This window comes from Planobispora longispora, assembly GCF_016863135.1.
Taxonomy (GTDB): Bacteria; Actinomycetota; Actinomycetes; order Streptosporangiales; family Streptosporangiaceae; genus Planobispora; species Planobispora longispora.
The window spans coordinates 152820-178063 of sequence record NZ_BOOH01000016.1 but is presented as its reverse complement, the minus strand read 5'-3'; the positions used below and the strand labels follow the sequence as shown (position 1 = coordinate 178063).

General features: G+C 71.4%; 21 protein-coding genes. 5 read left to right on the top strand and 16 right to left on the bottom strand.

What is annotated here, in order from left to right; translation table 11 throughout:
• Positions 1-17: 17 nt before the first annotated feature.
• Positions 18-2216 carry a molybdopterin-dependent oxidoreductase gene (locus Plo01_RS09335; RefSeq protein WP_203890109.1) on the top strand — a complete coding sequence of 733 codons (2199 nt, stop codon included), beginning with the start codon at positions 18-20 and terminating at the stop codon, positions 2214-2216.
• A 239-nt stretch (positions 2217-2455) separates the two neighbouring features.
• Positions 2456-2719, top strand: a complete 264-nt coding sequence (locus Plo01_RS09330) for a hypothetical protein (protein ID WP_203890108.1) — start codon at positions 2456-2458, stop codon at positions 2717-2719.
• A gap of 121 nt (positions 2720-2840) precedes the next feature.
• Here the strand turns inward: Plo01_RS09330 and Plo01_RS09325 are convergent, their stop codons facing one another.
• Complete coding sequence (locus tag Plo01_RS09325; RefSeq protein WP_239316050.1) at positions 2841-5870, bottom strand: AfsR/SARP family transcriptional regulator; 3030 nt, start codon at positions 5868-5870, stop codon at positions 2841-2843.
• A 29-nt stretch (positions 5871-5899) separates the two neighbouring features.
• Between Plo01_RS09325 and Plo01_RS09320 the strand changes: the two genes are divergently transcribed.
• The gene (locus Plo01_RS09320; RefSeq protein ID WP_203890107.1) at positions 5900-6901 is read left to right on the top strand and encodes an NADP-dependent oxidoreductase; all 1002 of its coding nucleotides are present in this window, start codon (positions 5900-5902) and stop codon (positions 6899-6901) included.
• Between the two features lie 148 nt (positions 6902-7049).
• Positions 7050-7580, top strand: a complete 531-nt coding sequence (locus Plo01_RS09315) for a GNAT family N-acetyltransferase (RefSeq protein ID WP_307837368.1) — start codon at positions 7050-7052, stop codon at positions 7578-7580.
• A gap of 57 nt (positions 7581-7637) precedes the next feature.
• On the opposite strand, the gene Plo01_RS09310 is transcribed toward Plo01_RS09315, so the two are convergent.
• From Plo01_RS09310 to Plo01_RS09245, 14 genes are all read right to left on the bottom strand, one after another.
• Positions 7638-8225: a hypothetical protein gene (locus Plo01_RS09310; protein WP_203890105.1), complete on the bottom strand. Its 588-nt coding sequence runs from the start codon at positions 8223-8225 to the stop codon at positions 7638-7640.
• An 87-nt stretch (positions 8226-8312) separates the two neighbouring features.
• Positions 8313-9875 carry an RICIN domain-containing protein gene (locus Plo01_RS09305; protein WP_203890104.1) on the bottom strand — a complete coding sequence of 521 codons (1563 nt, stop codon included), beginning with the start codon at positions 9873-9875 and terminating at the stop codon, positions 8313-8315.
• Between the two features lie 2 nt (positions 9876-9877).
• Positions 9878-10639, bottom strand: a complete 762-nt coding sequence (locus Plo01_RS09300) for a PilW family protein (RefSeq protein ID WP_203890103.1) — start codon at positions 10637-10639, stop codon at positions 9878-9880.
• Positions 10639-12375 carry a putative Ig domain-containing protein gene (locus Plo01_RS09295; protein ID WP_203890102.1) on the bottom strand — a complete coding sequence of 579 codons (1737 nt, stop codon included), beginning with the start codon at positions 12373-12375 and terminating at the stop codon, positions 10639-10641. Before Plo01_RS09295 ends, Plo01_RS09300 begins: the two co-directional genes overlap by 1 nt.
• Before the next feature lie 6 nt (positions 12376-12381).
• On the bottom strand, positions 12382-12948 hold the full coding sequence (locus Plo01_RS09290) for a type IV pilus inner membrane component PilO (protein ID WP_203890101.1): 567 nt from the start codon (positions 12946-12948) through the stop codon (positions 12382-12384).
• Positions 12948-13655 carry a PilN domain-containing protein gene (locus Plo01_RS09285; protein ID WP_203890100.1) on the bottom strand — a complete coding sequence of 236 codons (708 nt, stop codon included), beginning with the start codon at positions 13653-13655 and terminating at the stop codon, positions 12948-12950. The genes Plo01_RS09290 and Plo01_RS09285 overlap by 1 nt, the downstream gene beginning before the upstream one ends.
• A complete protein-coding gene (gene pilM, locus Plo01_RS09280) occupies positions 13655-14683 on the bottom strand; it encodes a type IV pilus assembly protein PilM (protein WP_203890099.1) in 1029 nt (342 codons plus the stop codon). The genes Plo01_RS09285 and pilM overlap by 1 nt, the downstream gene beginning before the upstream one ends.
• 59 nt (positions 14684-14742) lie before the next feature.
• Positions 14743-15531, bottom strand: a complete 789-nt coding sequence (locus Plo01_RS09275) for a prepilin peptidase (protein ID WP_203890098.1) — start codon at positions 15529-15531, stop codon at positions 14743-14745.
• A gap of 83 nt (positions 15532-15614) precedes the next feature.
• Entirely contained in the window at positions 15615-16079 is a 465-nt protein-coding gene (locus Plo01_RS41220) for a type II secretion system protein (RefSeq protein ID WP_203890097.1), read from the bottom strand.
• Between the two features lie 119 nt (positions 16080-16198).
• Positions 16199-17428 (bottom strand): type II secretion system F family protein, encoded by a 1230-nt coding sequence (locus Plo01_RS09265; RefSeq protein ID WP_203890096.1) that lies wholly within the window; start codon positions 17426-17428, stop codon positions 16199-16201.
• A gap of 2 nt (positions 17429-17430) precedes the next feature.
• The gene (locus tag Plo01_RS09260; protein WP_203890095.1) at positions 17431-18606 is read right to left on the bottom strand and encodes a type IV pilus twitching motility protein PilT; all 1176 of its coding nucleotides are present in this window, start codon (positions 18604-18606) and stop codon (positions 17431-17433) included.
• Positions 18607-18668: 62 nt separating this feature from the next.
• Positions 18669-20345: a GspE/PulE family protein gene (locus Plo01_RS09255; protein ID WP_203890094.1), complete on the bottom strand. Its 1677-nt coding sequence runs from the start codon at positions 20343-20345 to the stop codon at positions 18669-18671.
• 219 nt (positions 20346-20564) lie between these two features.
• On the bottom strand, positions 20565-21098 hold the full coding sequence (locus Plo01_RS09250) for a DUF5709 domain-containing protein (RefSeq protein ID WP_203890093.1): 534 nt from the start codon (positions 21096-21098) through the stop codon (positions 20565-20567).
• Between the two features lie 104 nt (positions 21099-21202).
• The gene (locus Plo01_RS09245) at positions 21203-22510 is read right to left on the bottom strand and encodes a PP2C family protein-serine/threonine phosphatase (protein ID WP_203890092.1); all 1308 of its coding nucleotides are present in this window, start codon (positions 22508-22510) and stop codon (positions 21203-21205) included.
• A 229-nt stretch (positions 22511-22739) separates the two neighbouring features.
• On the opposite strand from Plo01_RS09245, the gene Plo01_RS09240 reads away from it, so the two are divergent.
• A complete protein-coding gene (locus Plo01_RS09240; RefSeq protein WP_203890091.1) occupies positions 22740-24404 on the top strand; it encodes a hypothetical protein in 1665 nt (554 codons plus the stop codon).
• A gap of 123 nt (positions 24405-24527) precedes the next feature.
• Here the strand turns inward: Plo01_RS09240 and Plo01_RS09235 are convergent, their stop codons facing one another.
• Entirely contained in the window at positions 24528-25142 is a 615-nt protein-coding gene (locus tag Plo01_RS09235; RefSeq protein ID WP_203890090.1) for a hypothetical protein, read from the bottom strand.
• Positions 25143-25244: the final 102 nt, after the last annotated feature.

The window sequence follows — 25244 nt, the reverse complement described above, 5'->3', positions numbered from 1 at the left end:
CCATCCTGGGAGCAACGGTGAAGACTGCGCATCGGACCTGTCCCATCTGCGACGCCGTCTGCGGACTGCGCCTCACGCTTGACGACGCCGGACACGTCACCTCTGTCAAGGGCGACCCGGACGACCCGTTCTCCAAGGGGTACGTCTGCCCGAAGGGGGCCTCCCTCGGCGCGCTGGACGAGGACCCCGATCGGCTGCGCTCCCCCATGATCCGCGAGGGGGACCGGTGGCGGGAGGTCTCCTGGGAGGAGGCCTTCCAGGCGGTCGAGCGCGGTCTGACCCGCGTCGCCGACGCCCACGGTCGCCAGGCGCTGGCCGTCTATTTCGGCAACCCGACCTTCCACACGATGGCCGGACCGCTGTACCGGGGCCCGCTGAGCCAGGCCCTCGACACCCCCAACATCTACTCGGCCAGCACCATCGATCAGATGCCCAAGCATGTGGCCTGCGGCTTCATGCTCGGCAACCCCTTCGCGATCGCCGTACCGGACCTCGACCGGACCGACTATCTCCTGGTCCTGGGGGCCAACCCGGCCGAGTCGCACGGCTCGCTGTGCGCCGCGCCCAACTTCCCCGGCCGGCTCAAGGCCCTGCGCGCGCGAGGGGGCAAGCTGGTCGTCGTCGACCCGCGGTTCACCCGCACCGCCGGCCTGGCCGACGAGCACCTGTTCATCCGGCCCGGAACGGACGCCTACCTGCTGTTCGGAATCGTGCACACACTGGTGGCCGAAGGGCTCGTCTCGACGAACATCGAGGTCGGCGGTCTGGCCGAGCTCCAGGAACTCGCCGCGGACTTCGCGCCCGAGGTCGTCTCCGCGCGGTGCGGCGTCCCCGCCGGCGACATCAGGCGGCTGGCCCGCGAGCTGGCCGCCGCTCCCACGGCCGCCGTCTACACGCGGGTCGGCACCTGCACCTCCGAGTTCGGCACCGCCACGCAGTGGCTCGTGGACGTGATCAACGTCCTCACCGGCAACTTCGACCGGCCCGGCGGCGTGATGTTCGCCCGGACGGCCACGATCGGACCGCCCAACGCCGGCCCGTTCACCACCGGACGCTGGCACAGCAGGGTCCGCGGGCTGCCCGAGGTGCTGGGCGAGCTTCCGGTCGCCACCCTGGCCGACGAGATCGAGACGCCGGGGCAGGGGCAGGTCCGCGCGCTGATCACCGTCGGCGGCAACCTGGTCCTGTCGGCTCCGAACGGCCCGCGGCTGGGAAGGGCCCTGCGGGATCTGGAGTTCATGGTCAGCGTCGATCCCTACCTGAACGAGACCACCAGCCACGCCGACGTGATCCTGCCGCCCCCGCGGATCACGCAGATGCCGCACTACGACTTCCTGCTGCTGAGCGTCACCGTGCGCAACTACTCCCGCTTCTCCCCGGCGATCCTGCCGCTGGAACCGGACCAGCTCTCCGAGGCGGAGATCATGGCGAAGCTGGCGCTGATCGCCGCCGGGGCGGGAGCCGGCGCCGACCCGGCGGTCCTGGACGAGCAGATCCTGGCCGGGCTGCTCCAGGCCGCTCCCCTCATGGGCAAGGACCCCGTCGAACTGCGCGCCTCGCTGGAAGGATCGCCGGGGCCGGAACGGCTGTTGGACGCCATGCTCAAGCTCGGCCCCTTCGGGCTCTCGCTGTCGGACCTGCTGGCGAACCCGCACGGCATCGACCTGGGCCCGCTGCAGCCGCGCCTGGCCGAGCTGCTGGCCACCGAGTCCGGCCGGGTCGAGCTCGCCCCGCTCCAGCTCACCCGCGACGTCGCGCGGTTGCGCGCGCGCATGGGGGAGCCGGCTCCGCAGATGCTGCTCATCGGACGGCGTCAGCTGCGCTCCAACAACAGCTGGCTGCACAACGTGGGAGCGCTGGTGGGCGGGAGCAACCGGTGCACCCTGCACGTCAATCCGGCCGACGCGGACAGGCTGAACCTGCGGGACCGGGCGGTGATCCGCTCGGCCACCGGAGAGCTGCTCGTCGACGTCGAGGCGACTGGGGCGATCATGCCCGGGGTGGTCAGCCTGCCGCACGGCTGGGGGCACGGCGGCAGCACCCAGCGGACAGCCGCGGCGCACGCCGGGGTCAACGCGAACGCCCTGACCGATGAACTGGTGGTGGAAGCGCTGTCAGGCAACGCCGTCTTCAACGCGGTCCCCGTCACGCTGGCCCCGTGGGACGGCCGGCCGCTGGAGGAGGTTCCCGCCGGCGATAAAACATCCGCCCGGTAATTCACGGAACAGCCGGTCATAGCCGTACAGATTCCGTCCGCAGCACCATCCGTTGTCGTCTCGATCCCGCCATCGACCTGATACGCCTCCGTCGGCGTCGGTATCCTCCAGGCGCATCGATCCGGCCGGTCAGCCCGTTTCCAGAAAAGAGCTGTTCGGAAATACCAGAATCGCTCCATCCGGCCCTCGGTGCGACATGTGACATCGAACCGTTTCCGGACGGAAATCAGGAGGAACGGATGAACCCCGACGCGCCGTGGAAAGATCACCGGCGAGGGCGGCGGCTGAGGCGGATGAGCGTGATCTCCCTGCTCGCGACCGCCCTCCTGGCCGTCCCGACGGTCGCGGCCTCGGCCGCCGGAACGGGCGAAGGCCCCCTCTCGTCGATCGTCACGCACGTGACCTGCTGGCACGGTCACGTCGTCACCGTCCACGTGCGCCTCCCCACCGGCGAGCACCGCGTCGATCCGGCCTCCGACGCCGTCTGCGTGAAAAGTGAATGACCTCCGGCGGGAAATTCGAACCGCAGGGAACGGACGCCGATATGAGGGCCGGGACAGATCTCGGCCCTCGTTCTCGCTTTCCCGTACGTAAAAGGCCGGAACGCCCGGAACGGGCCGGCGGTCAGTGCCCGGCGGCCCGGATGCGGGCGGTGATCCGCTCGACGTCGCCGCGCTCGGCGGGCGGAAGGGGCGCCCCGGCGGATTCACGGAGCGCGGCGGCCTCGGCGAGCAGGCGTCCGGCCTCCTCATGAGAACCTTCCAGGGCGGCGGCTCCGGCCAGGCCCTCCAAGGCCAGCGCGACGGCGCGGGGGTCGCCGATCGTCCGGGCGGCGGCCAGGCCCTCCTGGTGCAGCGCCCGGGCTCGCGCCGCCTCGCCGCGCTGCTCGGCGACGAAGCCGAGCTCGGCCAGGAGCAGCGTCACGCCGTAGAACGGCACGCCGTAACCGTCCTCCAGCCGCCGGTTCCAGGCCAGCGACTCGCGCAGGTACGCCTCGGCTCCGGCGAGGTCGCCCGAGCGCCTGGCGACCAGGGCGAGCCCGACCCGGGCGAACTCCTCGGCGAAACGATCGGCCTGCTCGGCCGCCAGCCGCATGCCCCGCTCGTGGAACTCCCCGGCGCGGGCCAGGTCACCGGCCAGCAGGGCGACGCGGCCGAGGCTGGACAACCTGTAGGACACATCGCCCCACAGCCGCAGGTCCTCGGCGAAGCGCAGCCCGTCGCGGTGGAAACGGCCGGCTCGCTCGTAGTCGCCGGTGATCTCGGCCAGGTAGCCGAGCATGTCGGCGGCCTGGAGCTGTCCCCAGCGATCCCCGAGGGCGGTGAACCGCGCCAGACTGTCGGCGCCGCTCCGTTCGGCCAGGGCGAGATCGCCTTGGAAGAGGGCCTGCTTGGCCCGTCCGGCCAGCGCCGCGGCCTCCCCCCACTGGTCGTCCAGCGCGCGGAAGCCGGTCAGCGCCGAGTCGATCAGTTCCCCGCCCCTGGCGGCGTCTCCGATGTGCAGGTGGGCCAGGGCGAGGAACCAGCGCGCCCGCGGGCTCGCCCCGGTCACCGGGCCCCGGTCCGCGGGCCCCTCGCCCGTCAGCAGCGCGAAGGCGCGCGCCCAGGCCGCGGCTTCGGGATCTTCGGCGACCGCGGCCAGGTACCGGTGTCCCTCCTGGTGCCTGCCGCGCAGATACCAGTACCAGGCCAGGCGGACGGTCATGCCCGGGTCCCGGGTGCGGTCGAGCACGACACGCAGGTTGGGCCACTCCTCGTCGAGGCGCCGCAGCCACTGCCGCTGGGCCGGGCCGTACAGGTCGGCCCGCTCGACGAGATCCGCGTAGTGGGCGTCACGGCGGATCAGCAGCCGGTCGGCGCCGGGGAGGCGCTCCAGGCAGTAGGCGGCGACCGATTCGAGCAGCCGGTACCTCATCGCGCCCGACGGCTGCGGCTCGGCCACCGCCATGGACCGGTTCACGAGCTGCTCCAGCAGGTCGAGCGGTACGCCGGACGCGTCGAGGGTGCATCCGCCGGGATGTACGGCCAGCGCGCACAGGGCCTCCCGCTGCGCCCGGTCGAGCTGCTCCCAGCTCCAGTCGATCACGGCGCGCAGGGTCCGCTGCCGCGGCGGGAGTCCTCTGGTCGCGGCGGACAGCAGGGTGAAACGATCGTCCAGCCGTTCGGCCACGCCACGCACCCCGAGCGTGCGCACCCGGGCGGCGGCCAGCTCCAGCGCCAGCGGGAGGCCGTCGAGCCGCTCGCAGATCGCCGCCACCCACGCCGCGTTCTCCGCGCCGGGGGTGACGCCGGCCCGGGCCGCGAACAGCTCGGCGGCGTCGTCCCGGCCGAGCGGACCGAGCTGGTGCACGCTCTCGCCGGGGATCGCCAGCGGCTCCTGGCTCGTGGTCAGGACGCGCAGTCCCGGAGCGGCCCGCAGCAGCGTCAGGACCAGTTCGGCGACCGGCTCGACGAGGTGCTCGCAGTTGTCCAGGACCAGGAGCATCCGGTGCCCGCGCAGGGCCTCGGCGAGCCGGCCGGCCAGGTCGCCGGCGGGCACCCCGCCGGCGGTCTCGTCCCGGACCCCCAGCGCTCCCGCCACGACCTCCGCCACCTGGGCCAGGTCGCCGGAACGGAGGGCGGCCAGCTCGACCAGCCACGTCTCTTCCGGTGATCGCGCCGCCGCGGCCAGCGCCAGCCTGGTCTTGCCCACCCCTCCGGGCCCGGTCACCGTGACGAGCCGCGAGGAGGCGAGCGACGCCCTCACCGCCGCCACCGCCTCCCGCCTGCCGACGAGCCCCGCGATCGGCACGGGCAGGTTCGGCCTGGGCCGGACGGCCGAGGTGGCGGGGACCGCGGCCGGAGCCAGGGCCGGGTCCTGCTCCAGCATCGCCCGGTGGAGGGCGACCAGCTCGGGCCCGGGATCCAGGCCGAGCTCGTCGGCCAGCAACCGGCGCACCTCGTCGAACCCGGCCAGCGCCTCACTCTGGCGCCCCGACAGGTAGAGAGCGCGCAGATGCGCCGCGCGGAGCCGCTCGCGCAGAGGGTGTCCGGCCACCAGCGGCCCCAGCTCGTCGGCCAGCACGCTGTGGTCCCCCAGCGCCAGCCGTACCTCGGCCTGCTCCTCCAGCGCGGTGAGCCGCCGCTCCTCCAGCCGGGTGACGGCGGGGCGGGCGAACTCCTCGTCCTGGAAGTCGGCGTAGGCGGGGCCGCGCCACAACGCCAGCGCGTCCGCCAGCAGCCCCGCCCTGGCCAGCGGCTCCTCGACGGCGCGGGCCCGGGCGAGCAGCGCGGTGAACTGCGCGGCGTCCACCTCCTCGGCCCGCAGCACGTATCCGGACGGCTGGAACGCCACCAGATCGCGGGCGCCCGGCTCCGCCCGCTCCAGGGCGCGGCGCAGCTGGGAGACCTTGGTCTGCAACGTGTTGGTCGGATTGCCGGGCGGGTCCTCGCCCCACAGGTCGTCGACGAGCCGGTCCGCCGGCACCGGACGGCCCTCGTGCACGAGCAGGTCGGCCAGCAGCGCCCGGACCTTCACCTCGGGAACCCGCACCGGCCGCCCGTCGGCCGTCCACACCGCCAGGGGACCGAGCACTCCGAAACGCACCGGATCACGGTACCCCCAGCCGACCGTCAGCAGATCATGCGCGCCCTCCCGCAAGGTGGAGTCGGCCATCCGGCCCGACGATCGAATGAGGAGCGGAAATGACCGAGAACCGCGAGGTCCGCCTGACCGCCTACCCCGTGGGCGAGCCCACGCCGGAGCACTTCGCGCTGGTGGACAGCGAGCTGCCCGAACTCGCCGAGGGGCAGATCCTGGTCCGCAACACCTGGATGTCGGTGGATCCGTACATGCGCGGACGCATGAACGACGCCGAGTCCTACCTGCCGCCGTTCCGGCTCGGCGCCGCCATGGACGGCTCGGCGGTGGGCGAGGTGGTGGCCTCGCGGGCCGAGGCGGTCCCGGAGGGCTCGGTGGTGTCGCACTTCCTGGGCTGGCGCGAGTACGCCGTGCTCGACGCCGCCGCGGCGACCGTCATCGACACCGGCCTCGCTCCGGCCGAGGCCTACCTGGGCGTCCTGGGCACCACCGGGCTGACGGCCTACGCCGCGCTCACGGAGGTCGCCCCGGTACGGCAGGGCGACGTGGTCTTCGTCTCGGCCGCCGCCGGAGCCGTCGGCAGCGTCGCCGGCCAGCTGGCCCGCAAGCTCGGCGCCGCCCGCGTGATCGGCTCGGCCGGAGGCCCGGAGAAGGCCGCGAGGCTGGTGACCGACTTCGGCTACGACACGGCCATCGACTACCGGGCCGGCGCGCTGGGCGAGCAGCTGACGGCCGCGGCCCCCGACGGGATCGACGTCTACGTGGACCACGTGGGCGGCGACCACCTGGCGGCGGCCATCGACGCGCTCCGCCCCGGCGGCCGGATCGCCATGGTGGGCGCGATCAGCGGTTACAACGCGACGGAGCCCGTCCCCGGACCGGCGAACCTGTTCCAGCTGGCGGCCAAGGACGCCACCCTGCGCGGCATGCTGGTCAACTCCTACTTCCACCTGTTCGGCGAGTGGATCGGCAAGGCGGCGGGCTGGCTGGCCGACGGCTCGCTCCGCACCGAATACACCGTGGCCGAGGGTCTCGACCGGGCGCCGGCGGCCTTCCTGGACATGATGCGCGGCGGCAACGTCGGCAAGATGCTGGTGAGGCTCTGACCTCCCTCGTCCACGGCGGTGTCGTGAACGGGCGCGCGAGCGCGGCGGCGATCGCCCGGCCCCCGGACGGGCTCGGCGGACTCGGCAGCCCGGCAGCCCGGCGGCCCGGTATAAATTCCTCGATACCGGGCCCCTGGCGATCTAGGGTATGGACATGCTGCGCGGAGAAAGAGTCTTGCTCAGGGCCATGGCCCGGGACGATCTGGCGGTGCTGTACCGGCTGCACGAGGACGTCGACACGGCGGTCCTCACCGAAGTGGATCCCTGGGTCCCGGAGACGCTGGAGCAGAGGCTCTCCCGCTACGACGACCGTTCCCCGGACCCGGCCAACGTGCGCTTCACCGTGGTCTCCCTCGCCGACGGGCAGGTGCTGGGCAGCTGCATCGTCTGGGGGATCGATTCCTTCAACCGCAACGCCCACCTGGGGATCTCCCTGCTGCCGCAGGCCCGCGGCCGGGGACACGGCCTGGACGCGCTCCGCGTGATGTGCGACTACGCCTTCCGCATCCGCGGCCTGCACCGGCTGGGGCTGGAGACCCTCGCGACCAACACCGCGATGATCACCACTGCCGAGAAGGCCGGGTTCCGGCGTGAGGGCGTCCGCCGCGACCACGCCTGGGTGATGGGCTCCTTCGTCGACGAGCTGCTGTTCGGCCTGCTGGCCGCCGAGTTCTCCTGATCCCCGGCCGGGGTCTCCGCCCCCGGCCGGAGGGCACGCCCGTCGCCCGCGACCTGCTCAGCCGCTCCAGACGGCGTTCTTGAGGATCTTCGCCAGGCCCGGGGTCCTCCAGTGATCCACGACGAGCACCTTCTTCGCCTTGAGGTACCAGACACGCTGCGTGTAGGAGGCGGAGGTCGGCTTACCCTGCTGCGTGACGCAGGGCAGCCGCCACTCGGTGAACCGCGCCGCCACCCCGCCGACTTCGACGTTCATAGACCGGGCGGGCCGGGTGGGCAGCGCCCCGTTCATGTACTTCTTCACCGGCACGCACTCCATCACGCCGGTGCTGGGGTGGTACGGCTGGCCCAGCCGGTACGGCCCGCCCTCGTAGGCGTACTTGATGCCCTGCGGCCCCTTCAGCGAGAAACCGGGGCACTCCGCGGCGCGCTTGGAGCAGGCGCCGGTGGTGACACGCAGTTCGCCGTACTCCTTCCGGGTCTTCCACGCGGCCGGGATCCGGATGACGAGGCCCCGGAACGACACCGTCCTGGTGGCGCCCGCCTCGGCGGACGCGCCCGCGGCGGGCGAGGTCGCGGCGGACACGGCTCCGGCGGGCGTGCCGGCGAGAATGAGCGAGGCACCGAGCGCAAAAGTAGCGATCATGAAAGTGATCATAAGGGATGGAACGATCCAAAGATCGGTATACCGCCCTCGAACCGCTCCCTCCCGGCATCCCCCATCGGGCCCGCGCTACTGCTCCCGGATGTCCGTCAGCGGCAGCGGCTGGGTGAGGTTCGCCGGGGCGTTCCACTTCTGCAGCTCGGACCCGGTGCAGGGGGCCACCTTGACCTTGCTGGTGCCGTCGCTGTGCGTGTCGGGCTTCAGCACGTCCAGGTCGGTCGGGGTCAGGCAGTTCCCGTAGTGGTCCATGACCCGGTAGCTGGTGGCGTAGTCGCCGGTGTTGCCGTACACGGTCCACTTGAGGTTGTCGGCCAGCGTGCCGGTGGCGGCGCAGGAGGTCACCGTGACGTACTGGTTGGACGCGGTGGAGTTGGGACTGCGCAGGCAGTACCCACTCCCGTAGTTGGTACGGATGCGACCCGCGGCTTTGATCGCGGGAGCGGTGACCGCCGGGATCGACCACTTCTGGTTCCAGCTGATGTTGCCGTCGGGTGCCTGCTTGCAGAACCAGGCGATCATGTACGCCCGGGTGACGACGTGGTCGGTGACGTCCAGGCACCGGCTGAACTGCTTGAAGTTCACCAGCTGCCCGACGGCGACCCCGGCCATGCCCGCGCCCACGCCGGGCTGGGGCCGGAAGATGCTCTGGGTCTGGTTGGCGCTGCAACTGCCGAGGACGACCAGGCTGCCGGCCAGGCCGGGGTTCTTCAGGTTGAAGCAGAAGCTGTTCAGCCCGACGCCGTTGGTGGTGCCCTGGAAGTTCGAGTTGTTGTTGAGGCTCCACTGCTGCTGCGGGATGCGGCGCGCGTCGCACGGCTGGAACGCCACGGTCGCACCCGTTCTCTGCGGCGAGCCCGCGTCGAGGCACATGCCCAGCGGCGCCTTCGGCGCATTCGAGCCCTCGGAGCTCTCGGAGCTCTCGGAGCCGATCAGCTTCAGGGTCAGGTCCTCGGTGTAGGCGAACTGCTGCCCGCTCAGTCCGGGCACGCACTTCTGCATCTTCAGCGGGGTGCCGGGGGTCGGAGTCTCGTCGGTTCCGGCGTCCATGCAGAGCGGGGAGATGGTGGGCTGGGCGACGGGGATCGCCCCGCCGTCGATGTTGGCGTTGGTCGTCTGGAAGGAGTACGTCGCCTTGATCGTCCGCGTGCCCTCGGTGTCGTCGAAGGCGATGTCCGGGGTCTCCACCCCTTTGGAGGTCAGCGTGGCGTAGGCCGGCACCTCCGTCAGAGGGCAGCTGAGGGGGCCTTCAGGGTCGTCGGGGCCGTCGGTGTCCCAGTACTTGATCTTCACCTGGTAGCGGGGTGACTTCAGCGCGTCGTCCGGGAGCACACTGCCCGTCATCGTCGTCAGGCACGGGGGCAGCTTCTCCACCAGGCCGTTGCCCTCGGCGTCCGCGGCGGCGCGGATCTGCCCGAGGGCAGCGTCGATGCCCGCCTCCGCGGCGTGCAGGGCGTGGGTCCGCTCCGACGCGGTGCGGGTGAGAGTCGCCTGGTTGATCACAATCGGTATGAGCAGCGCGCTGAGCGACACGCCGACCAGGGTGAGCAGCAGGGCCACCGGCATCGAACCCCGGTCCGCCGTCCCGGCGGGAAGCCGGAGCGACGGGCGTCCGCGGCCGAGCATGGTGATCATGACTATGGCCTCCCTTCCTGGCAGGTGTTGTCGAGTTCGGTGTTCCGCGAGGTGTTGAGGGCGGTGAACGTGGCGTCGAGCTCGGTGGACCCGGCCTTGTCGCCGTGGCCCACCTCGGCAGTCAGGTGGATCCGGAGCTGCTGGAAGTCCGGGACGAAGTCGGCGCCGACGGGACCCGCCTCGGCGGCGTCGATCCCGTCTCCGGCGAGCTTCCGCACGAAGGGGGCGTTCTCCGCCTTCTCTTCGGCAGTCGCGGTCGTGGACTTTAGGACATCGGTCGCGATGTGCGAGGCCAGCGTCTCGCCCGACGTCCCCTCGGCGGGCGGCGAGCCGGGCTTCCAGCGCAGCAGCTGCAGGACACCTCGGTCGAGGTCCAGCCGGAGCTGCTTGCACTCCTTCTCAGGGAGAGTCTCCTTCTCAGGGGGAGTCTCCTCCGCGGAGGGAGTCTCCGCCTTCACACCGTAGAACTCCACGTACCAGTAGTCGCCGTCGGTGCCCGGCTCGCCGATCCAGGAGGCGTAGCGGACCTCCTTGTCCAGCCGCTGGAACGCGACGTGCGTCTGCTCCTGCGCCGTCGCCAGTGACTCGGTCGAGCCGACGGCGCGGTAGACCTGCACGATGCCGGTGGTGAAGATCGCCATCAGCACGCCCAGGATGCCCATGGTCACGAGGATCTCGATCAGGGAGACCCCGGCGTCCCCGGTGGCCCGGAGGGCCCGGATCCGGTCCGGGAGCGCCGTCTTCACGCGCGCGCGCCCGGCCATCACCGCACCGTCCAGGTGAACATCAGGGTTGCCCACTTCTGGGTGGAGTCCACGACGTCCAGCGTGACCATGTAGGTGCCCCGGGTGGTGGGCGTTCCGGTGATCTCCCCGTCGTACTGGCCGGACTGGGCGATGCTGAGCCCCGGCGGCAGTCCGGTCGCCGACCAGGTGTTGTAACCGCTGTTGCTCCCGCCCGACGCCTTGACCGTGAGCGCGACCGGCTGGCCGGCGGTGCCGATCTGGTCGGGGGCCGACGGATTCGGCGTGGCCACGCTGAGGTCGTTCGGCTGCTTCGCCAGGATGTTCCAGACGAACCTCCTGGCGACCTCGTCGCCCGCGCTGTCCTTGACGTAGACCGTGGTCAGGTATCGGGTGCCCCACCGCGCGGTCCCAGAGATCTCGCCCGTCAGGGCGTTGATCGACAGGCCGTCCGGCAGGTTCTCCGCGCGCCACGTGTACGGCGCGTCACCGCCGGACACCGTGAGCCGCACCCCGCTGATCTGGTCGCGGATGTAGTTGGTCCGCGGGCCGGAGTCGGCCACTGCCAGCGTCAGCACCTCCCAGGTGAACGTCACCGAGTCGGTCTTACCTCCCTGATCGGTGACCTTCACGGTCACGGTCTTCGTTCCGTAGGTCGTCGGGGTGCCGGAGATGACACCGGTCGACGCGTTGATCGACAGCCCGGCGGGCAGCCCGGTGGCCGACCAGGTCAGCGGGGTGCGCCCGCCGGACACCGGGATCGCCAGCGAGACCGCGGTACCGGCCCGGGTCGCCTGGTCCTCCACGGCGGCCAGTCCCGGCAGGTCGTTGACGGTCAGGGGGAACTCGACGGTGTCGGTGTCGGCCCGGCGGTCGGTGACGGTGGCCGTGACGGTGAACTTTCCCAGCACCGTCGGCTTGCCGCTGATCAGGCCGCTCTCCGACGCGCTCAGCCCCGCCGGCAGGCCTTCCACTTTCCAGATCAGCGGGAGCCGCCCGCCGGTCGCGAGGAGCTGCAGGCTCATGTCGACCGTACGGTAGCCGAACGTGGCGCCCGGGTTGCTGATCCGGGGCGGGGGACGCTTGATGTGGAAGACCGCGTCGCTGGCCGAGCTGACCAGGGTCGAGGTGACGTAGACGCACTTCCCGGCCTCGCACCCCTTGTGGGCCCAGGTCACCGCGACCACGACGCGGAAGAACGGAACGTCCGCGGGACCGGGGGTCGGGCCGGGCTTGTCGCAGACCTGATTCTGTGTCGAGGCAGACACGGCCTGCTGCCGGCAGCGGCCGACATACCAGTTCCGCGTGTACTCCACTCCGTTGACCGTCACGACATCGGGCGCGGTCGGCAGCGGGGCCTTCTCACCCGCGGTGGGGGCGGACTCCAGCATCGGGTCCCACTCGATCTTCATCGATCGCAGATGGGAGAACACCTCTTTGGCGACCCTGTCGCCGCCCTCTCCGGCCTTCGACTCGATCTCGTGCCACTGGTTCTCCGAGCTTGTCCGACCGCGACCGGCCCTCAGGGAGGAGCCCTTGAGCGCGCGCGCCCGCTCGATGCCGTCGCCGGCCAGCTGGATGGCCACCTGCTCGCTGCGCTGCTGACCGGTGAAGGTCATCGAGTTGGTGAAGAACACCGCGAGGGCGCTCATGACGATGCCGATCACCGCGAGGGCCATCAGCATCTCGATCAGCGTGAACCCGGCGTCCGGCCGTGCCGGGACGCCCCGGTCACGGAGGGAGGCGAGGGTTCTCACTGTTTCCTACTTTCCGGTCGGCGAGGCGACGAAGATCTTCATGTTGACGACGAGGCTCCACTCGGCGGACGTCTCGCCGCTCTCGCTGACCGTGACGTCGTCGATCAGCACGGCCCGCTGCTGCACCCGCTGGATCTGGTCGAAGAACTTGTCCAGCGCGGCGGTGTCACCCGCGGCGGTCACGGCGACGGGCAGGGCGTACATCTGCACATTGCCGGCGCTGACCTGCGTGGCCCCGCCGATGTTGATCCCGTCGACGGAGACACTCGTGGCCTCGCCCGCCTTCCGGAGCTGGTCGAGGAAATCCTCCGACTGCGCCGTCGCGGGCAGCGCCTGGCGGGCCGTCTCCAGCTCGGCCTTGTACTTCGGCAGGTCGGCGTTCTCCCGGCTCAGCTCCGCGAGCCTGCTGCGCAGGGTGGCCGCCCGCACCTGCGCGGTCTCGGCCTCCGCCCGCATGGTGTCGGTCTCGTCGTGCTGCGGGCCGATGAAGAAGAACCAGCCGACCGCGAGCAGGACGGCGGCGGCGACGATGCCGCCGAGGATCCAGACCCGGTCTGCGCGTCCGGTGAGCATCAGTTCTCCTTCTTCGCGTCGGCGGAGTAGCGGCTGTCGAGCGCGGCGTCGGTGATGTCGACCTTCACGGTGAAGTCCACATCGGTCTCCTCGTGTACATCGGTGAACAGCGGGTTGCCCAGGCCGGACACCTCGCCGAGCGCGCTGACGTAGTCGGCCACGACCTGCTTGCCGGAGCCGACGCCCACGATGCTGAGCTCCCCGATCAGCTCCTTGCCGGAGGCGTTCGGGAGGGCCGACTCGCTCGTTCCGGTCCCCTCGCCGTCTATGAAGAGTCCACCGGCGACGCTGGTGATCCGCACGCCGCTCGGGGCCGCCGCGCGGACCGAGGCGAGCAGGCGGGACCAGCGCACGTCCCGAACGAGCAGCGCGGAGAGCTGCGTGTCGATCGTCTCCGCCTGTTCCCGGGTCGTGACGAGCTCGGAGAACTCGTTCTGCTTGCGGGTCCAGGTCTGGACCTCGGCCTGGGCATCGGCGAGCTGCTGCTCCGCCTCCGCCGTCTGCTGGTTGATCATGAAGTACCAGCCGGCCAGCAGCAGGGCGAACACCGTGAGGACGGACAGGACGACGGCGCGGGCCCGGCGGCCCCGCCGGGCCGTCACGATCTCCGGGGGGAGCAGGTCGGCCGCGAGAGCGAGCGGCCGGAACGGGTCCTGGACCGGTGCGGCAGGACCGGAGGGGCCGGCGGGAATGAGTGTGGTGGTCATCAGGCTGCCACTCCAAGAGCGAGGCCGACGGAGACCGCGGCGGCCGTGCGGAACCGATCGAGGGTGTCCTGCTTGTCCTTGCGGCCGCGACGGATGCGCACCGTGGGATCGGCGAGCGTCACCTCGATGCCGAGCTGGGTGTGCAGGGCCTCGACGAGGCCGGGCATGAGGGCGCCGCCGCCGGAGAGCGCCACCCGGGTGACCCGGATCGGCCGGTCGCCGGAGCCGAGGTAGGCGAACGAGTTGCGGATCTCGTTGATGAGGGGCCGGACGGCGTCGCGGATCGCCTCGGCGGCCTCGGCGTCCTCGCCGCCGCCCTGCAGGCCGGCGTGGCACTTGAGCTCCTCGGCCTGGAACGGGTCGATGCCGAGCTGGGCGGAGAGGGCCTGGGTGATCTCGGCGCCGCCCCGGGGGAGCGTGCGGACGATCACCGGCACGCCGTTGTTGTGGACGACGACGCTCGTGGCGGAGGCCCCGATGTCCACGATGGCCTCCACCTTGGAGTCCAGGCAGGACACCGCGCGCATCAGCGCGAACGAGGCGAGGTCCACCCGGGCGACGTGCAGCCCGGCCTGCTCGGCGGCGTGCACGGCGGTGGTGACGACGTCCTTCGGCGCGGCGATCAGCAGCCCGCGCACCGTCTCCTTCTCGCCCGGGTTCTCCAGAGGGAAGAAGTCGAGCAGCGACCGCTCGACCGGGAGCGGCAGCGCGTCGCGCACCTGGAACGGAAGGGACTGGCGGAGCTCGCGGAGCGGCAGGTTGCTCACGGACATCTCCCGGACCACGACCTGGGGGTTGGTCACACCGAGCACGACCTTGCGGCTGCGGAACTTGGAGGCCGCCCAGAGCCGCTTCAGCTCCGCGGTGACCGCCTTGGCGTCGTTGATGACGCCGCCCTGCACGGCGCCCGCCGGCAGCGGGACCATCCCGACGTTCGTGATGACCGGACCGTCCTTGCCGCGGGTGGTCTCCACCGCGCGGATCGACATCGAACCGATGTCCAGTCCGATGGGGTTGACCGCGGCCATCAGGTGCTCCTCGTCATCGAAGTCGTCGTGGTCGTGAAAGATCGTGGAAGCGGGCCGGGTCAGGCGACCGGCGCCAGGAGGCCGCCGTACCAGGCCGCGATCGGCCCGGCGGCGAACAGGGCGAGCAGGGCGCCGGCGAGCATGGCCGGGCCGAACGGCATGGCGGTCTTGCGACCGGCCCGCCCGGTGGCCAGCAGCGCCACTCCGGCGATCCCGCCGAGCAGGAAGGCGGCGAAGGTGCCGATGACCACCGCGCTCCAGCCCAGCCAGCCGAGGTAGAGGCCGAGCAGCCCGGCGAGTTTCACATCGCCGAAGCCCATGCCACCCGGGTAGAGCAGGGCGAGCGCGAGGTAGAAGATGAAAAGCACGGCCATCGCGGCCAGGCCGCGCAGGGCAGACGTCCAGTCGGCGCCGGCGACCACGGCGGGGGTCAGCAGCAGGGCGCCGACGACGTACGACGGCTTGACGATGGCGTCGGGCAGCCGCTGCACGTCGAGGTCGATCATGGTGAGGGCCACCGCGATCGCCGTGAGGTAGAGGTAGGCCGGCAGCTCCGGCGCCACCCCGATTCGGGCGGTCACCGCGGCGAACAGCAGCGCGGTGGCCAGCTCGACCAGGGGGTAACGGGCGCTGATCGGCGCCCGGCAGGCGGCGCACCGGCCGCGCAGCACGAGCCAGCTCAGCACCGGCACGTTCTGCCAGGGCCGGATGGCCGTACCGCAGTGCGGGCAGCGCGAGCCGGGCCGCACCAGCGACTCGGCCCGCGGCACCCGGTGGATGACCACGTTCAGGAAGGAGCCGACCGTGAGGCCGAGCACGGCGGCCAGGGCGAGCACGAGCGTGTCCATCGGGGTCTCTCCTTCCTGTCGGTGGGTTAAGCAGAGGGGTCCGGTGGGGCGGTACGGCTCCCGTACCGCCCCACCGGGCGGGATCACACCTTGCAGGTGGCGATCTTGGCGTTGGCGACCGTTGCGACCGAGCCGCCCGCAGTGCTGTCGTACACGTACACCGCACCCGAGCCGTTGGCGTTGGTGGCGCAGACGAGGTACGACTTCTTGTCGCTGGCCAGGATGTAGTTGAGGGTGGTGTTGGCCGAGACGGTCACCCGCTCCTCGTTGGGCTTCGTCGGGTCAAGCGAGAAGGCCGTCGTCTTCTGCCCGGAGACCTCCGGGTACTTGTTGCCCTTCGTCGTGTAGAAGCTCTCCACGGCGGTGATGGCGCTACGCACGTCGGACTGGGCCGCCTTGTCGGCCGCGCCCTCGCGGTAGTTCATGTAGACCGGGATCGCGATGGCGACGAGGACGCCGATGATCACGACGACCACCAGCAGTTCGATCAGGGTGAAGCCGCGGTCGCCGTGCGCGCGCTTCTGCAGGCTCTGGAGAGCTGCCTTCATGGTGATACTCCTGTGATTCGTTAGGGTGGAAATGGCCTCCGGGCGGTCGCCCGGGGGGCCGGTCCGGCCTGGTGGCCGGTTTTTCCGTGGCGCGCACGGAAAGTTCTGGGAGGGCCGTACTAGCCCTGGATGTTCTGGTAGATCGTGAACATCGGGAGGTAGAGACAGACGACCATGCCGCCGACCACGACTCCCATGACGATCACCATGAGGGGCTCGATCGCCGCGGTCAGGGCCTCTGCCGCGGTGTCAACCTCTCTGTCATAGAAATCGGCAACCTTGTCGAGCATCTGACTGATTTGTCCACTTTCTTCGCCGACCTCGACCATCTGCGCGACCATGCGCGGGAAGACGGCGTGCTTGCTCAGCTGCGTGGACATGGGAAGGCCGTCGCGCACGGCCGCCTGCAGGTCCTTCATGGCCTCGGTGATGACCGCGTTGCCGGTGGTGGCGCCGACCACGTCGATGGCCTGCATCACCGGGACGCCCACGCCCAGCAGGGTGCCGAAGTTGCGGGCGAACCGGCTGATCGCGATCTTGGCGAACAGCTTCCCGAAGACGGGCAGCCGGAGCTTGACCTTGTCGAAGGCCAGGCGGAGCTTCGGATTGCGCCGCAACTCCCGCCGGAAGAGCATGATCGAGCCGGTGAGCACAGCCACGAACAGCGGCCCCGACCAGGCCAGACTGTGGCTGGCGGTGACGAGGATCTGCGTCGGCAGCGGCAGTTCGCCGCCGAACTGTTTGAACATCCCCTCGAAGACCGGGACGATGAAGGCCAGCACGCCGGCCACGAGCACCCCGGTGAAGAGCAGGACGATGACCGGATACGTCATCGCTCCCTTGATCTTGCCGCGGAGCGCCGCGTCCTTCTCGAAGTTGATCGCGATGCGTTCCAGCGCGTTGTCGAGGAAGCCTCCGGCCTCGCCCGCCCGCACCATCGCGACCATGAGCGTGGGGAAGACCTTGGGATGCTTGGCGAGCGCCCCGGACAGCGACAGACCCGCCTCGATGTCCACCCGGACCTCGCTGATCGCCTTCTTCAGCGGCGGCTTGGTCGACTGGTCCTCCAGGACCGCGAGCGAGCGGATCAGCGACATGCCGGAGGCGGTCATGGTCGCGAACTGGCGGGCGAAGACCGCCAGGTCCTTGAGCGTGGTACGGCCGCCCAGGCCCGGGATGCTGATCTCCTTCTTCAGGAGCGAGCCGCCCTCGGTGATCGAGAGCGGGACGAGCCCCTGCTGGCGGAGGACCTGGACCGCGGCGGCCTCGTTGGCCGCCTCGACGGTGCCCTTGACCTGCTTGCCGTCGCGGCCGATGGTCCTGTACTCGAACTCCTTCGTCACCGGCATGGTCAGTTCCTCCCGACGAGGCGCTTGAACTCCTCCGCCGAGTGGCAGATGTCGAGTGCGTTCTCGAAGCTGACGAGCCCGCTGCGGACCCGGTCGGACAGGTGCTGGTCGAACGCGATCATGCCGCCGCTCCCTCCTGACTGCATGAAGGACGGGATCTGGTGGTTCTTGCCCTCGCGGATCAGGTTGCGGATCGCGGGGGTCGCGATCATCACCTCTGCGACGACCGCGCGGCCGACGCCGTCCGCCCGCGGGGCCAGGGCCTGGGTGACGACGCCCTGCAGCGCCGTGGACAGCTGCGTGCGGATCTGCTGCTGCTGGTGCGGCGGGAAGATGTCGATGACGCGGTCGATCGTCTGGGCGGCGCTCTGGGTGTGCAGGGTGGCCAGGACGAGGTGGCCGGTCTCCGCGGCGGCCAGCGCGGTGGCCGTCGTCTCCAGGTCGCGCAGCTCGCCGACCAGGATGATGTCGGGGTCCTGGCGGAGCGCGTGCTTGAGGGCCTGGGCGAACGAGGTGGTGTCCGCCCCCACCTCGCGCTGGTTGACGATGCAGCGCTTGTGCGGGTGGAGGAACTCGATCGGGTCCTCGATCGTGACGATGTGCCCCGAGCGGGTGCGGTTGGCCAGATCGACGAGGCCGGCCAGCGTGGAGGTCTTGCCCGAGCCGGTGGGCCCGGTCACGAGGACGAGCCCGCGCGGCAGGTGGGCGAACCGCGCCACCGTCTCCGGCAGGCCCAGCTCCTCCAGCGGCTTGATCTCGTGCGGGATGGCCCGGAAGGCCGCGCCGTACGATCCCCGCTGCTGGTAGAAGTTCGCCCGGAACCGGGAGACGCCCTCGATGCTGTAGGCGACGTCGAGCTCCTGGTCCCGCTCGAAGCGGCCCCACTGGGCGTCGTTCACCGCCGCGCGCAGCAGCGTCTCGGTGTCGGCCGGCTCCAGGCGGCCGTACTCCTTCAGCTGGAGCATCCGGCCGTCCACGCGGATCGCGGGCGGCGCCCCCGCCGTCAGGTGCAGGTCGGAGCCGCGCTCGGTGACCAGGGACACGAGCATCGAGTTGAGGGTTTTGATCGCGTCGCGGCGATCGCCCCTCGGGTGGTCGAACGAGTGGGAGTCGACCGCGCGCAGATCGAACGGCTGCGGGTCGAACGAGTGAGAGTCGAACGGGCGCGCTGGCTCCATCGAAGATCTTCCTGTCGTGTTCGTGGCGGCGAGTGCGGGGCGTGGCGGGTACGGCGGGCGGGTCAGATCGCGACGCGCATGACTTCCCGGATCGACGTCTGGCCCTGGGACGCCTTGATCAGGCCGTCCATGCGCAGCGAGCGCATGCCCTGGGCCTCGGCGACCCGCTGCACCTCGCTGGCGGAGGCGCGCTGGATGGTGAGACCTTCGATCTCCGGGGACATCGGCATGACCTCGTGCAGCGCGATCCGGCCGCGGTAGCCGGTGTTGGCGCAGGAGCGGCAGCCCACCGGCCGCCACAGCAGGCTCGGCGGGGGCAGTTCGCCGACCGGCCAACGGGCGGCGGCCACCTCGGCCTCGGTCGGGACGTACTCCTCCTTGCACCAGTCGCAGAGCCGCCGCGCGAGTCGCTGGGCGAGCACGCAGTCGACCGAGGAGCCGACGAGGAACGGCTCGATGCCCATCTCGGTCAGCCGGACGACCGCGCTGGGCGCGTCGTTGGTGTGCAGGGTGGAGAGCACGAGGTGACCGGTGAGGGCGGCCTCGACGGCGAGCTGGGCGGTGGCCCGGTCCCGGATCTCGCCGATCAGCACCACGTCGGGGTCCGAACGCAGGATCGCCGGGAGCACGGCCGCGAACGTCAACCCGGCCTTGTGGTCCACCTGCACCTGGTTGATGCCGGGCAGGCGGTACTCGACCGGGTCCTCGACCGTGATGATGTTGACGGTGGGCTTGCTGATCGCCGAGAGCGTGCCGTACAGCGTGGTCGACTTGCCGGAGCCGGTGGGCCCGGTCACCAGCACCATGCCGTGCGGCTTGGTGAAGGAGCCGGAGAAGCGCCGGTAGTTGTCCTCGGTGAAGCCGAGGTTGTCGAGGGCGAGGTTGACCCCGCCGGTGTCGAGGACCCGCAGGACGATCTTCTCGCCCCACACCGTGGGCAGGGTGGCGGTCCGCAGGTCGACCTTCCGGCCGTTGATCATGACGGTGATGCGGCCGTTCTGCGGGATGCGGCGCTCGGTGATGTCGACACTCGACATGATCTTCAGGCGGGAGATGAGGGCCGACTGCACGTGCTTGGGCACGGTGTCCACCTCGTGGAGCACGCCGTCGATGCGGTAGCGCACCCGCATGTCGTGCTCGGTCGGCTCCAGGTGCAGGTCCGAGGCGCGGTTCTGGATGGCCTGCTCCAGCAGCGAGTTGACGTACCGGACGATCGGCGCGTCCTCCTCGACGGAGTTCAGGTTCGACACGATCGCCTCGGCCTGCTGCTCCTCGCGGAGCATCTCGGCGATGCCGGCGAGGTCGTTCTCCTCGCGCTTGAGCCGGTCGATGATGCGGCGCAGCTCGCTGCGGGCCACCACGACGGGGCGGACCGTGAGGCCGGTCGCCGCGCGCACGTCGTCGAGCGCCACCACGTCACCCGGGTCGGTGATGCCGACGGTGATCTCGTTCTCATCCAGCGAGAGGCCGAGCACGCGGTGGCGCAGCATCAGGGTGAACGGGATCTTGGCCACCGCCACCGGGTCGATCGGATAACCGACCAGGTCGACGCTCTTGATCCCGAAGGCGAGCGCGGACGCCTCGGTGAGCTGTTCCTCCGTGACGACGTTGTCGTTGATGAGCACCGCGCGCAACGAGCGCTCGGTGCGCTCGGCCTCTCCGGCCGCGCGCTCGAGCGCCTGCGGGTCTACACCCAGCTGCTTCAGCGCTTCGAGCAGCGGGGAGAAGGTCTGATTCATGTGGGTCCCTAGAGCAGCCTGTCCCGGGACGGATTTCCGTCCCGGGTGCCCCATCGGCTGTCAGGGACGCGATCTGAGACCCATCGGCCACCCGGATTCGCCCGCGGAGCCCCGGAGCTCAGCCCGGGAACACGACGACACCGGGAACACGACGACCATCCCGGAGCTCAGACCGGGAACCTCTCAGACCGGGAACCTCTCAGACCGGGAACGCGGCCGCTACTCCGGCTCCACCCGCATGGCGGCCTCCTCGGCCGTGTAGCCGCCCGTGTCCGCGCCCACGTCCCCGGCGACGAGATCGGCCTCGGTGTCCTCCCGGACGCCTTCGTCGGGGGCGACCAGCCGCCCCGCGCGGTACGGATCGGACGAGACGGAGGCTCCCGCGTCCGAGTCGCCCTCGCCGGACAGTCCGGGCACGCCCGTCTCCAGGTCGTCCCGGCCGGACGGTTCCAGATCCCCCTCCAGGTCGTCCCGTTCGCCGTCCATCCTCATCCCGCCGCCCGCCCCGTCGGCGCCGAACATCGGCTGCTCCTCGGGAACCTCCCGGGCGAGGCGGCCCTCCAGGGACTCGCCCTGGATCTGCTCGTCGACCGTGGTCCCGAAGTCATCGACGGCGATGGGACGGTCCCCGGGCAGCGGCGCCTCCTGCGGGTCCGCCGCCCACTGCTGCTGCGGGGTGCCGTCCTGCAGGTCCGGAATCCCCTCGTCCTCGAACGCCGAACGCGGGTCGTGCTCCGGTAGGTGCTCGCTCATAGCCACTCCTGCCTGCGGTTTTCCTTATCACCCCTCGATGCCCCGACACCTGCGGCCTTAACGGACCGGCGCGAAACCGAGGCCGGTCACGATCCGGCGGGTGGTCACGGTCCGGCGGGCGGGACGCGCAGGGCGATCAGCGCGATGTCGTCGTCGGACCCGCCCAGCCCGGCGAGGATCTCGTCGCAGAACGCCTCCACCGACTCCCGGGCCAGGGCGGCGGCGTGCTGGCGGAGCCGGGTCATGCCGTGGGTGAGGTGCTCCTCCGGCCGCTCGACCAGCCCGTCGGTGTAGAGCAGGAGCGTGGACTCCGGCGGCAGCTCGTCGAAGGCGTCCTGGCGCGGCACGCCCGGGTCCACGCCGAGCAGCAGCCCCGCGCCGCCCTCCAGGTAACGGGTGTCCCCGTCGCGGGTGACCAGCAGCGGGGGCAGGTGCCCGGCGCTGGAGTGGTGGAAGCCCCACGGCCCGCTCTCCGCCCCGGTGATCAGGCCGTACAGGCAGGTGGCGGTGCGCGTGCCGTACAGGGTCTCGTTGACCGCGTCCAGACGGCGCAGGATCTCGCCCGGCGGTTCCCCCCGGTCGCAGGCCAGGGTGCGCAGCATGTTGCGGAGCTGGCTCATCACCACCGCGGCGGGCAGGTCGTGACCCGCCACGTCCCCGATGATCAGCGCGATGTCGCCCTTGGGCATGACGAACGCGTCGTACCAGTCGCCGCCCACCTCGGCGGTCTCGTGGGCCGGGCTGTAGCGCGCGGCCAGCCGGAGCGCCCCCACCTCGGGGAGCCGGTCCGGCAGGAGCGAGCGCTGCAGCCGTTCGGCGATGTGCTGCGCCGCCCGGTACAGGCGCCCGTTGTCCACGGCCAGGGCCACCCGGTGCGCCAGGTCTTCGACGATGGACTGGTCGTCGTCCGTCAGCGGCCGGTCCGGGCGGGTCCGGACGACGGTCAGCACGCCGAGGATCTGCTGCCGGGCGCGGAGCGGCGCGAGGATCGCGCTGTCCCCGCCCAGCCGCCGGAAGGTCTCGGCCTGTACGGCGTGCAACGGATCATCGGACCGCTCCGGGAACGAGATCGAGGTCAGCAGGAGCGGCCCGGCCCCGCGCAGCGCATGAGTCAGCGGTCCGGGGAGGTCGTCGCGGATCGGCGGCAGCGGCCCCTCGAACCGCCCGGGGGGCAGCCGCTCGGGATCGCGGTGCGTCACCGCCACCCGGTACGGGCGCCCCTGCTCGTCCAGCAGGTCCACCACGCACCAGTCCGCCAGCTGCGGCACCAGGATCCGGCAGAGCCTCCGGACCGCCTCCTCGGTCGACAACGTGCTGGACAGCGCCGCCGTCACGCCGCTGAGCAACGTCAGCCGGGCCAGCGCCTGCTGGAGCACCTCGTCGATGTCATGCCTGTCCGGCTTGCCGGCCATCACCCTCTCTTCCCCCACGCCCCAGGACGGGGACGCTCTCCCGAGAAAAGATCACAGGCAGGCCGGTGAAGGCTCGGGGACGCGACCGGATCGACGAAGTTTTCCTCTTCCCGCACCCGGTTTTCCTCTCCGGACACCCATCCCATTGCCGGAGCCGCCGCCCCGGAGAACGTCGGGGCCGCCGCCGCGCACGGCGGTGCCGGCCGTGGAGCGCCGATACAGTCGCGGTGTGGATGACATCGCCAGGAAAGTCGACGAGTGCCGCGCATGGCGGGAGGTGGACGCCGACGCCCTCACGCTCCTGCTCCGGACCCACCGTGAGGTGTGCCTGCGGGACGACCCCGCGCAGTGGAGCGTCTCGGACGTCGAAGCCGTGACGGAGGCGCTGGCCGAGCGGGATCTGACCCCCGAGGCCGCCGACGCGCTCTCCTCGGCCTGGCTGACCTGGTTCGACTTCCTGGTCGAGACCGGCGGGCTGACCCCGCCCAGCGCCGCCCCGCGCGAGCTGCGCTCCCTCGTCGAGGGGACCGGGGAGGCGCTGCACAACATCGGCATGGCCCCCGGCGACTACGGCAGGGCGCGCAAGCTGATGGCGGCGATGATGGCCGAGGGCGTCGACCCGGACGACGAGAACGCGGTCCAGGCCTGGATGGACCGCCTGCTCCGGGATCCGGCCCGGCTCGCCGAGGTCATGCGCGGCCCGGCCTCCCCCCGCCGGACCGTCGTCGACCGGGCCCGGCAGACCGTCGACGCGCTCCCCCCGGTACGGCTGGCGCCCGCCGCCGAGCTGGCCGCCGCCGCCCGGACCTGCGCCCCCCTCCGGACCGCCTCCGACCTGGCCCGCTGGGTCGGAGAGGGGCGCCCGCTGGCCGAGGGCGGCGACGATCTCTCAGCGGAGGACGCCGAGGCGGCGGGCGTGGCCGGCCGGCCGTGGGTGTTCGCCGCAGCGGTGGACGCGGGCCTCCTGCGGCTCTCCTACACCGAGGTGCTCCCCGGGCCGCGCCTGGCCGACTGGCCGGACGGCGACGACGACGCGGTGCTGCGCGTGTGGGTGGGCGGGTTCGACGCCGCCACCTCCGGCCCGGCCTCCCTGATGCTCGGCTCGATGCTGCTGACGAACCTGTTCCTGTCCGACGCGCCGGGGCTCGCCGTGCAGGAGCTCACCGGGCCGCTGCGCTCGGTGGTGCCGGGGGCCGACGAGCTGGCCGGGCCGGCGCTGGAGCGGCTCGCCGACTACGGGGCCGTGCGGCTGTCGGAGGACGGCGGCCGGGTCGCGATCACCCCGCTGGGCGTCTACGCGGTGGTCGAGCGGCTGCGCCGCAACGGCCAGCACGTCCGCGTCCTGCCCGACCCCTCCTCGTTGTCCGCCGGAGAATTGGTCTCCGTGCTCGGCACGGCCCGCGCCGCCGACATGGAGGCGCTGGCCGCCGGCTGGTTCGCCGCCCGGTCACCCCTCGACGGCGCCCGCGAGCTGCTGTCGGCGGTCGAGGCGCCGGAGGCGTACGCCGCCCGGAGCCTGGTCGTGCACCTCGTCGACGGTCTCGGCCGGGCCGTCGCGCCGCTCTGGCGGGAGCTGGCCGGTCATCCCGTGCTCGGCGGCTGGGCCCGCAAGATCCTGCGGGATCTCGGCGAGACGCCCGAGGAGGACCGGACGGGTGACCTGTGGATGCTCCTGGACGCCTGGGGCGCCAGCGTCGAGCAGGGTTATCCCGAGGAGGCCGCCGAGGACATCGCCCGGCTCGGCGAGGAGGCCGGGCCGCTCCTGGAGGTGCTCTGGCGGCTCGGGCACCCCGCCGCGGGACCGGTGCTCAACGCGGTCAGCACGGCCAGCCCGGACAAGAAGATCGCCAAAGCCGCCCGCCGGGCCGCGTTCAAGCTGGGCAGCACCCGGTAGCCGGACGGCCGCGGCCGGATCGGGTTCCGGCCGTCGCAGAGGCAGCCGTCGCAGAGGCAGCCGTCTCCAGGTAGCCGTGTCAGAGGCAGCCGTCTCCAGGTAGCCGTCTCAGGGCGATCTGCCTCAGGGGCGATCCGTCTCCACCGGCGCCACGTCGTCGAGCCAGGCCTGGTCCCCCTCTCCCGCGACCACGTCGAGGAGCTCCAGGTATTTGAGACCGCGATTCGTGATCTTCACGTACGGCTTGAGGTCGAACCTGTCGTCGGGCGCCTGGTGGTCCCTCCGGATGGCGTTGATGCCGGCTTCCTGGAGCGGGACCACGAACCGCATGGCGTCCAGCCGTTCCAGCTCGCGGACCATGTGGTTGGAGTACTGGACGTCGAACGGCCCGGGGGCGGCCAGCCCGCGCAGGTGCCTGAGCTCGTGTTTGGTCACGATGCCCGACAGGGCCACCTGGAGGACCTGGATGTCGGATTCGATGGCCCGCTGGCGGTCCTCGATGCGGCGCAGGCGGATCCGGCTCGCCCCGCCCGCGTCGAAGGTCAGGTCCTCGATCGAGTACTGCGACAGCACGAGAACCGCCACCGCGACCAGGATCTCCGCCGTCGACAGGCGGTGGTCCGGGGCGATCAGGCCGAGGGGGACCAGGACCAGATAGGTGACGAGGAGGATCGCCGTCACAACGGAGACGATCTGGCGCAGCGGGAGACGGCGCGCCGTACCGGACGGGGAGGGCATCGGAGATCAGTCCCCTCTCTGCTCGGCCGGAGAACCGGCCTCATGACGAGGAGACGCCTCCCGGGAACGCCGGTCAAGTGCGCGCCCCGCCGGCCTGGCGTT

Coding starts and splice junctions, on each gene's coding strand:
- Plo01_RS09300 (WP_203890103.1), bottom strand. CDS start 10,639: ATGGCCGGGCGCGCGCGCGTGAAGACGGCGCTCCCGGACCGGATCCGG.
- Plo01_RS09325 (WP_239316050.1), bottom strand. CDS start 5,870: ATGGCCGACTCCACCTTGCGGGAGGGCGCGCATGATCTGCTGACGGTC.
- pilM (WP_203890099.1), bottom strand. CDS start 14,683: ATGGCCGCGGTCAACCCCATCGGACTGGACATCGGTTCGATGTCGATC.
- Plo01_RS09310 (WP_203890105.1), bottom strand. CDS start 8,225: ATGATCGCTACTTTTGCGCTCGGTGCCTCGCTCATTCTCGCCGGCACG.
- Plo01_RS09245 (WP_203890092.1), bottom strand. CDS start 22,510: ATGGCCGGCAAGCCGGACAGGCATGACATCGACGAGGTGCTCCAGCAG.
- Plo01_RS09315 (WP_307837368.1), top strand. CDS start 7,050: ATGGACATGCTGCGCGGAGAAAGAGTCTTGCTCAGGGCCATGGCCCGG.
- Plo01_RS09305 (WP_203890104.1), bottom strand. CDS start 9,875: ATGATCACCATGCTCGGCCGCGGACGCCCGTCGCTCCGGCTTCCCGCC.
- Plo01_RS09275 (WP_203890098.1), bottom strand. CDS start 15,531: ATGGACACGCTCGTGCTCGCCCTGGCCGCCGTGCTCGGCCTCACGGTC.
- Plo01_RS09260 (WP_203890095.1), bottom strand. CDS start 18,606: ATGGAGCCAGCGCGCCCGTTCGACTCTCACTCGTTCGACCCGCAGCCG.
- Plo01_RS09320 (WP_203890107.1), top strand. CDS start 5,900: ATGACCGAGAACCGCGAGGTCCGCCTGACCGCCTACCCCGTGGGCGAG.
- Plo01_RS09265 (WP_203890096.1), bottom strand. CDS start 17,428: ATGCCGGTGACGAAGGAGTTCGAGTACAGGACCATCGGCCGCGACGGC.
- Plo01_RS09330 (WP_203890108.1), top strand. CDS start 2,456: ATGAACCCCGACGCGCCGTGGAAAGATCACCGGCGAGGGCGGCGGCTG.
- Plo01_RS41220 (WP_203890097.1), bottom strand. CDS start 16,079: ATGAAGGCAGCTCTCCAGAGCCTGCAGAAGCGCGCGCACGGCGACCGC.
- Plo01_RS09285 (WP_203890100.1), bottom strand. CDS start 13,655: ATGACCACCACACTCATTCCCGCCGGCCCCTCCGGTCCTGCCGCACCG.
- Plo01_RS09290 (WP_203890101.1), bottom strand. CDS start 12,948: ATGCTCACCGGACGCGCAGACCGGGTCTGGATCCTCGGCGGCATCGTC.
- Plo01_RS09255 (WP_203890094.1), bottom strand. CDS start 20,345: ATGAATCAGACCTTCTCCCCGCTGCTCGAAGCGCTGAAGCAGCTGGGT.
- Plo01_RS09250 (WP_203890093.1), bottom strand. CDS start 21,098: ATGAGCGAGCACCTACCGGAGCACGACCCGCGTTCGGCGTTCGAGGAC.
- Plo01_RS09235 (WP_203890090.1), bottom strand. CDS start 25,142: ATGCCCTCCCCGTCCGGTACGGCGCGCCGTCTCCCGCTGCGCCAGATC.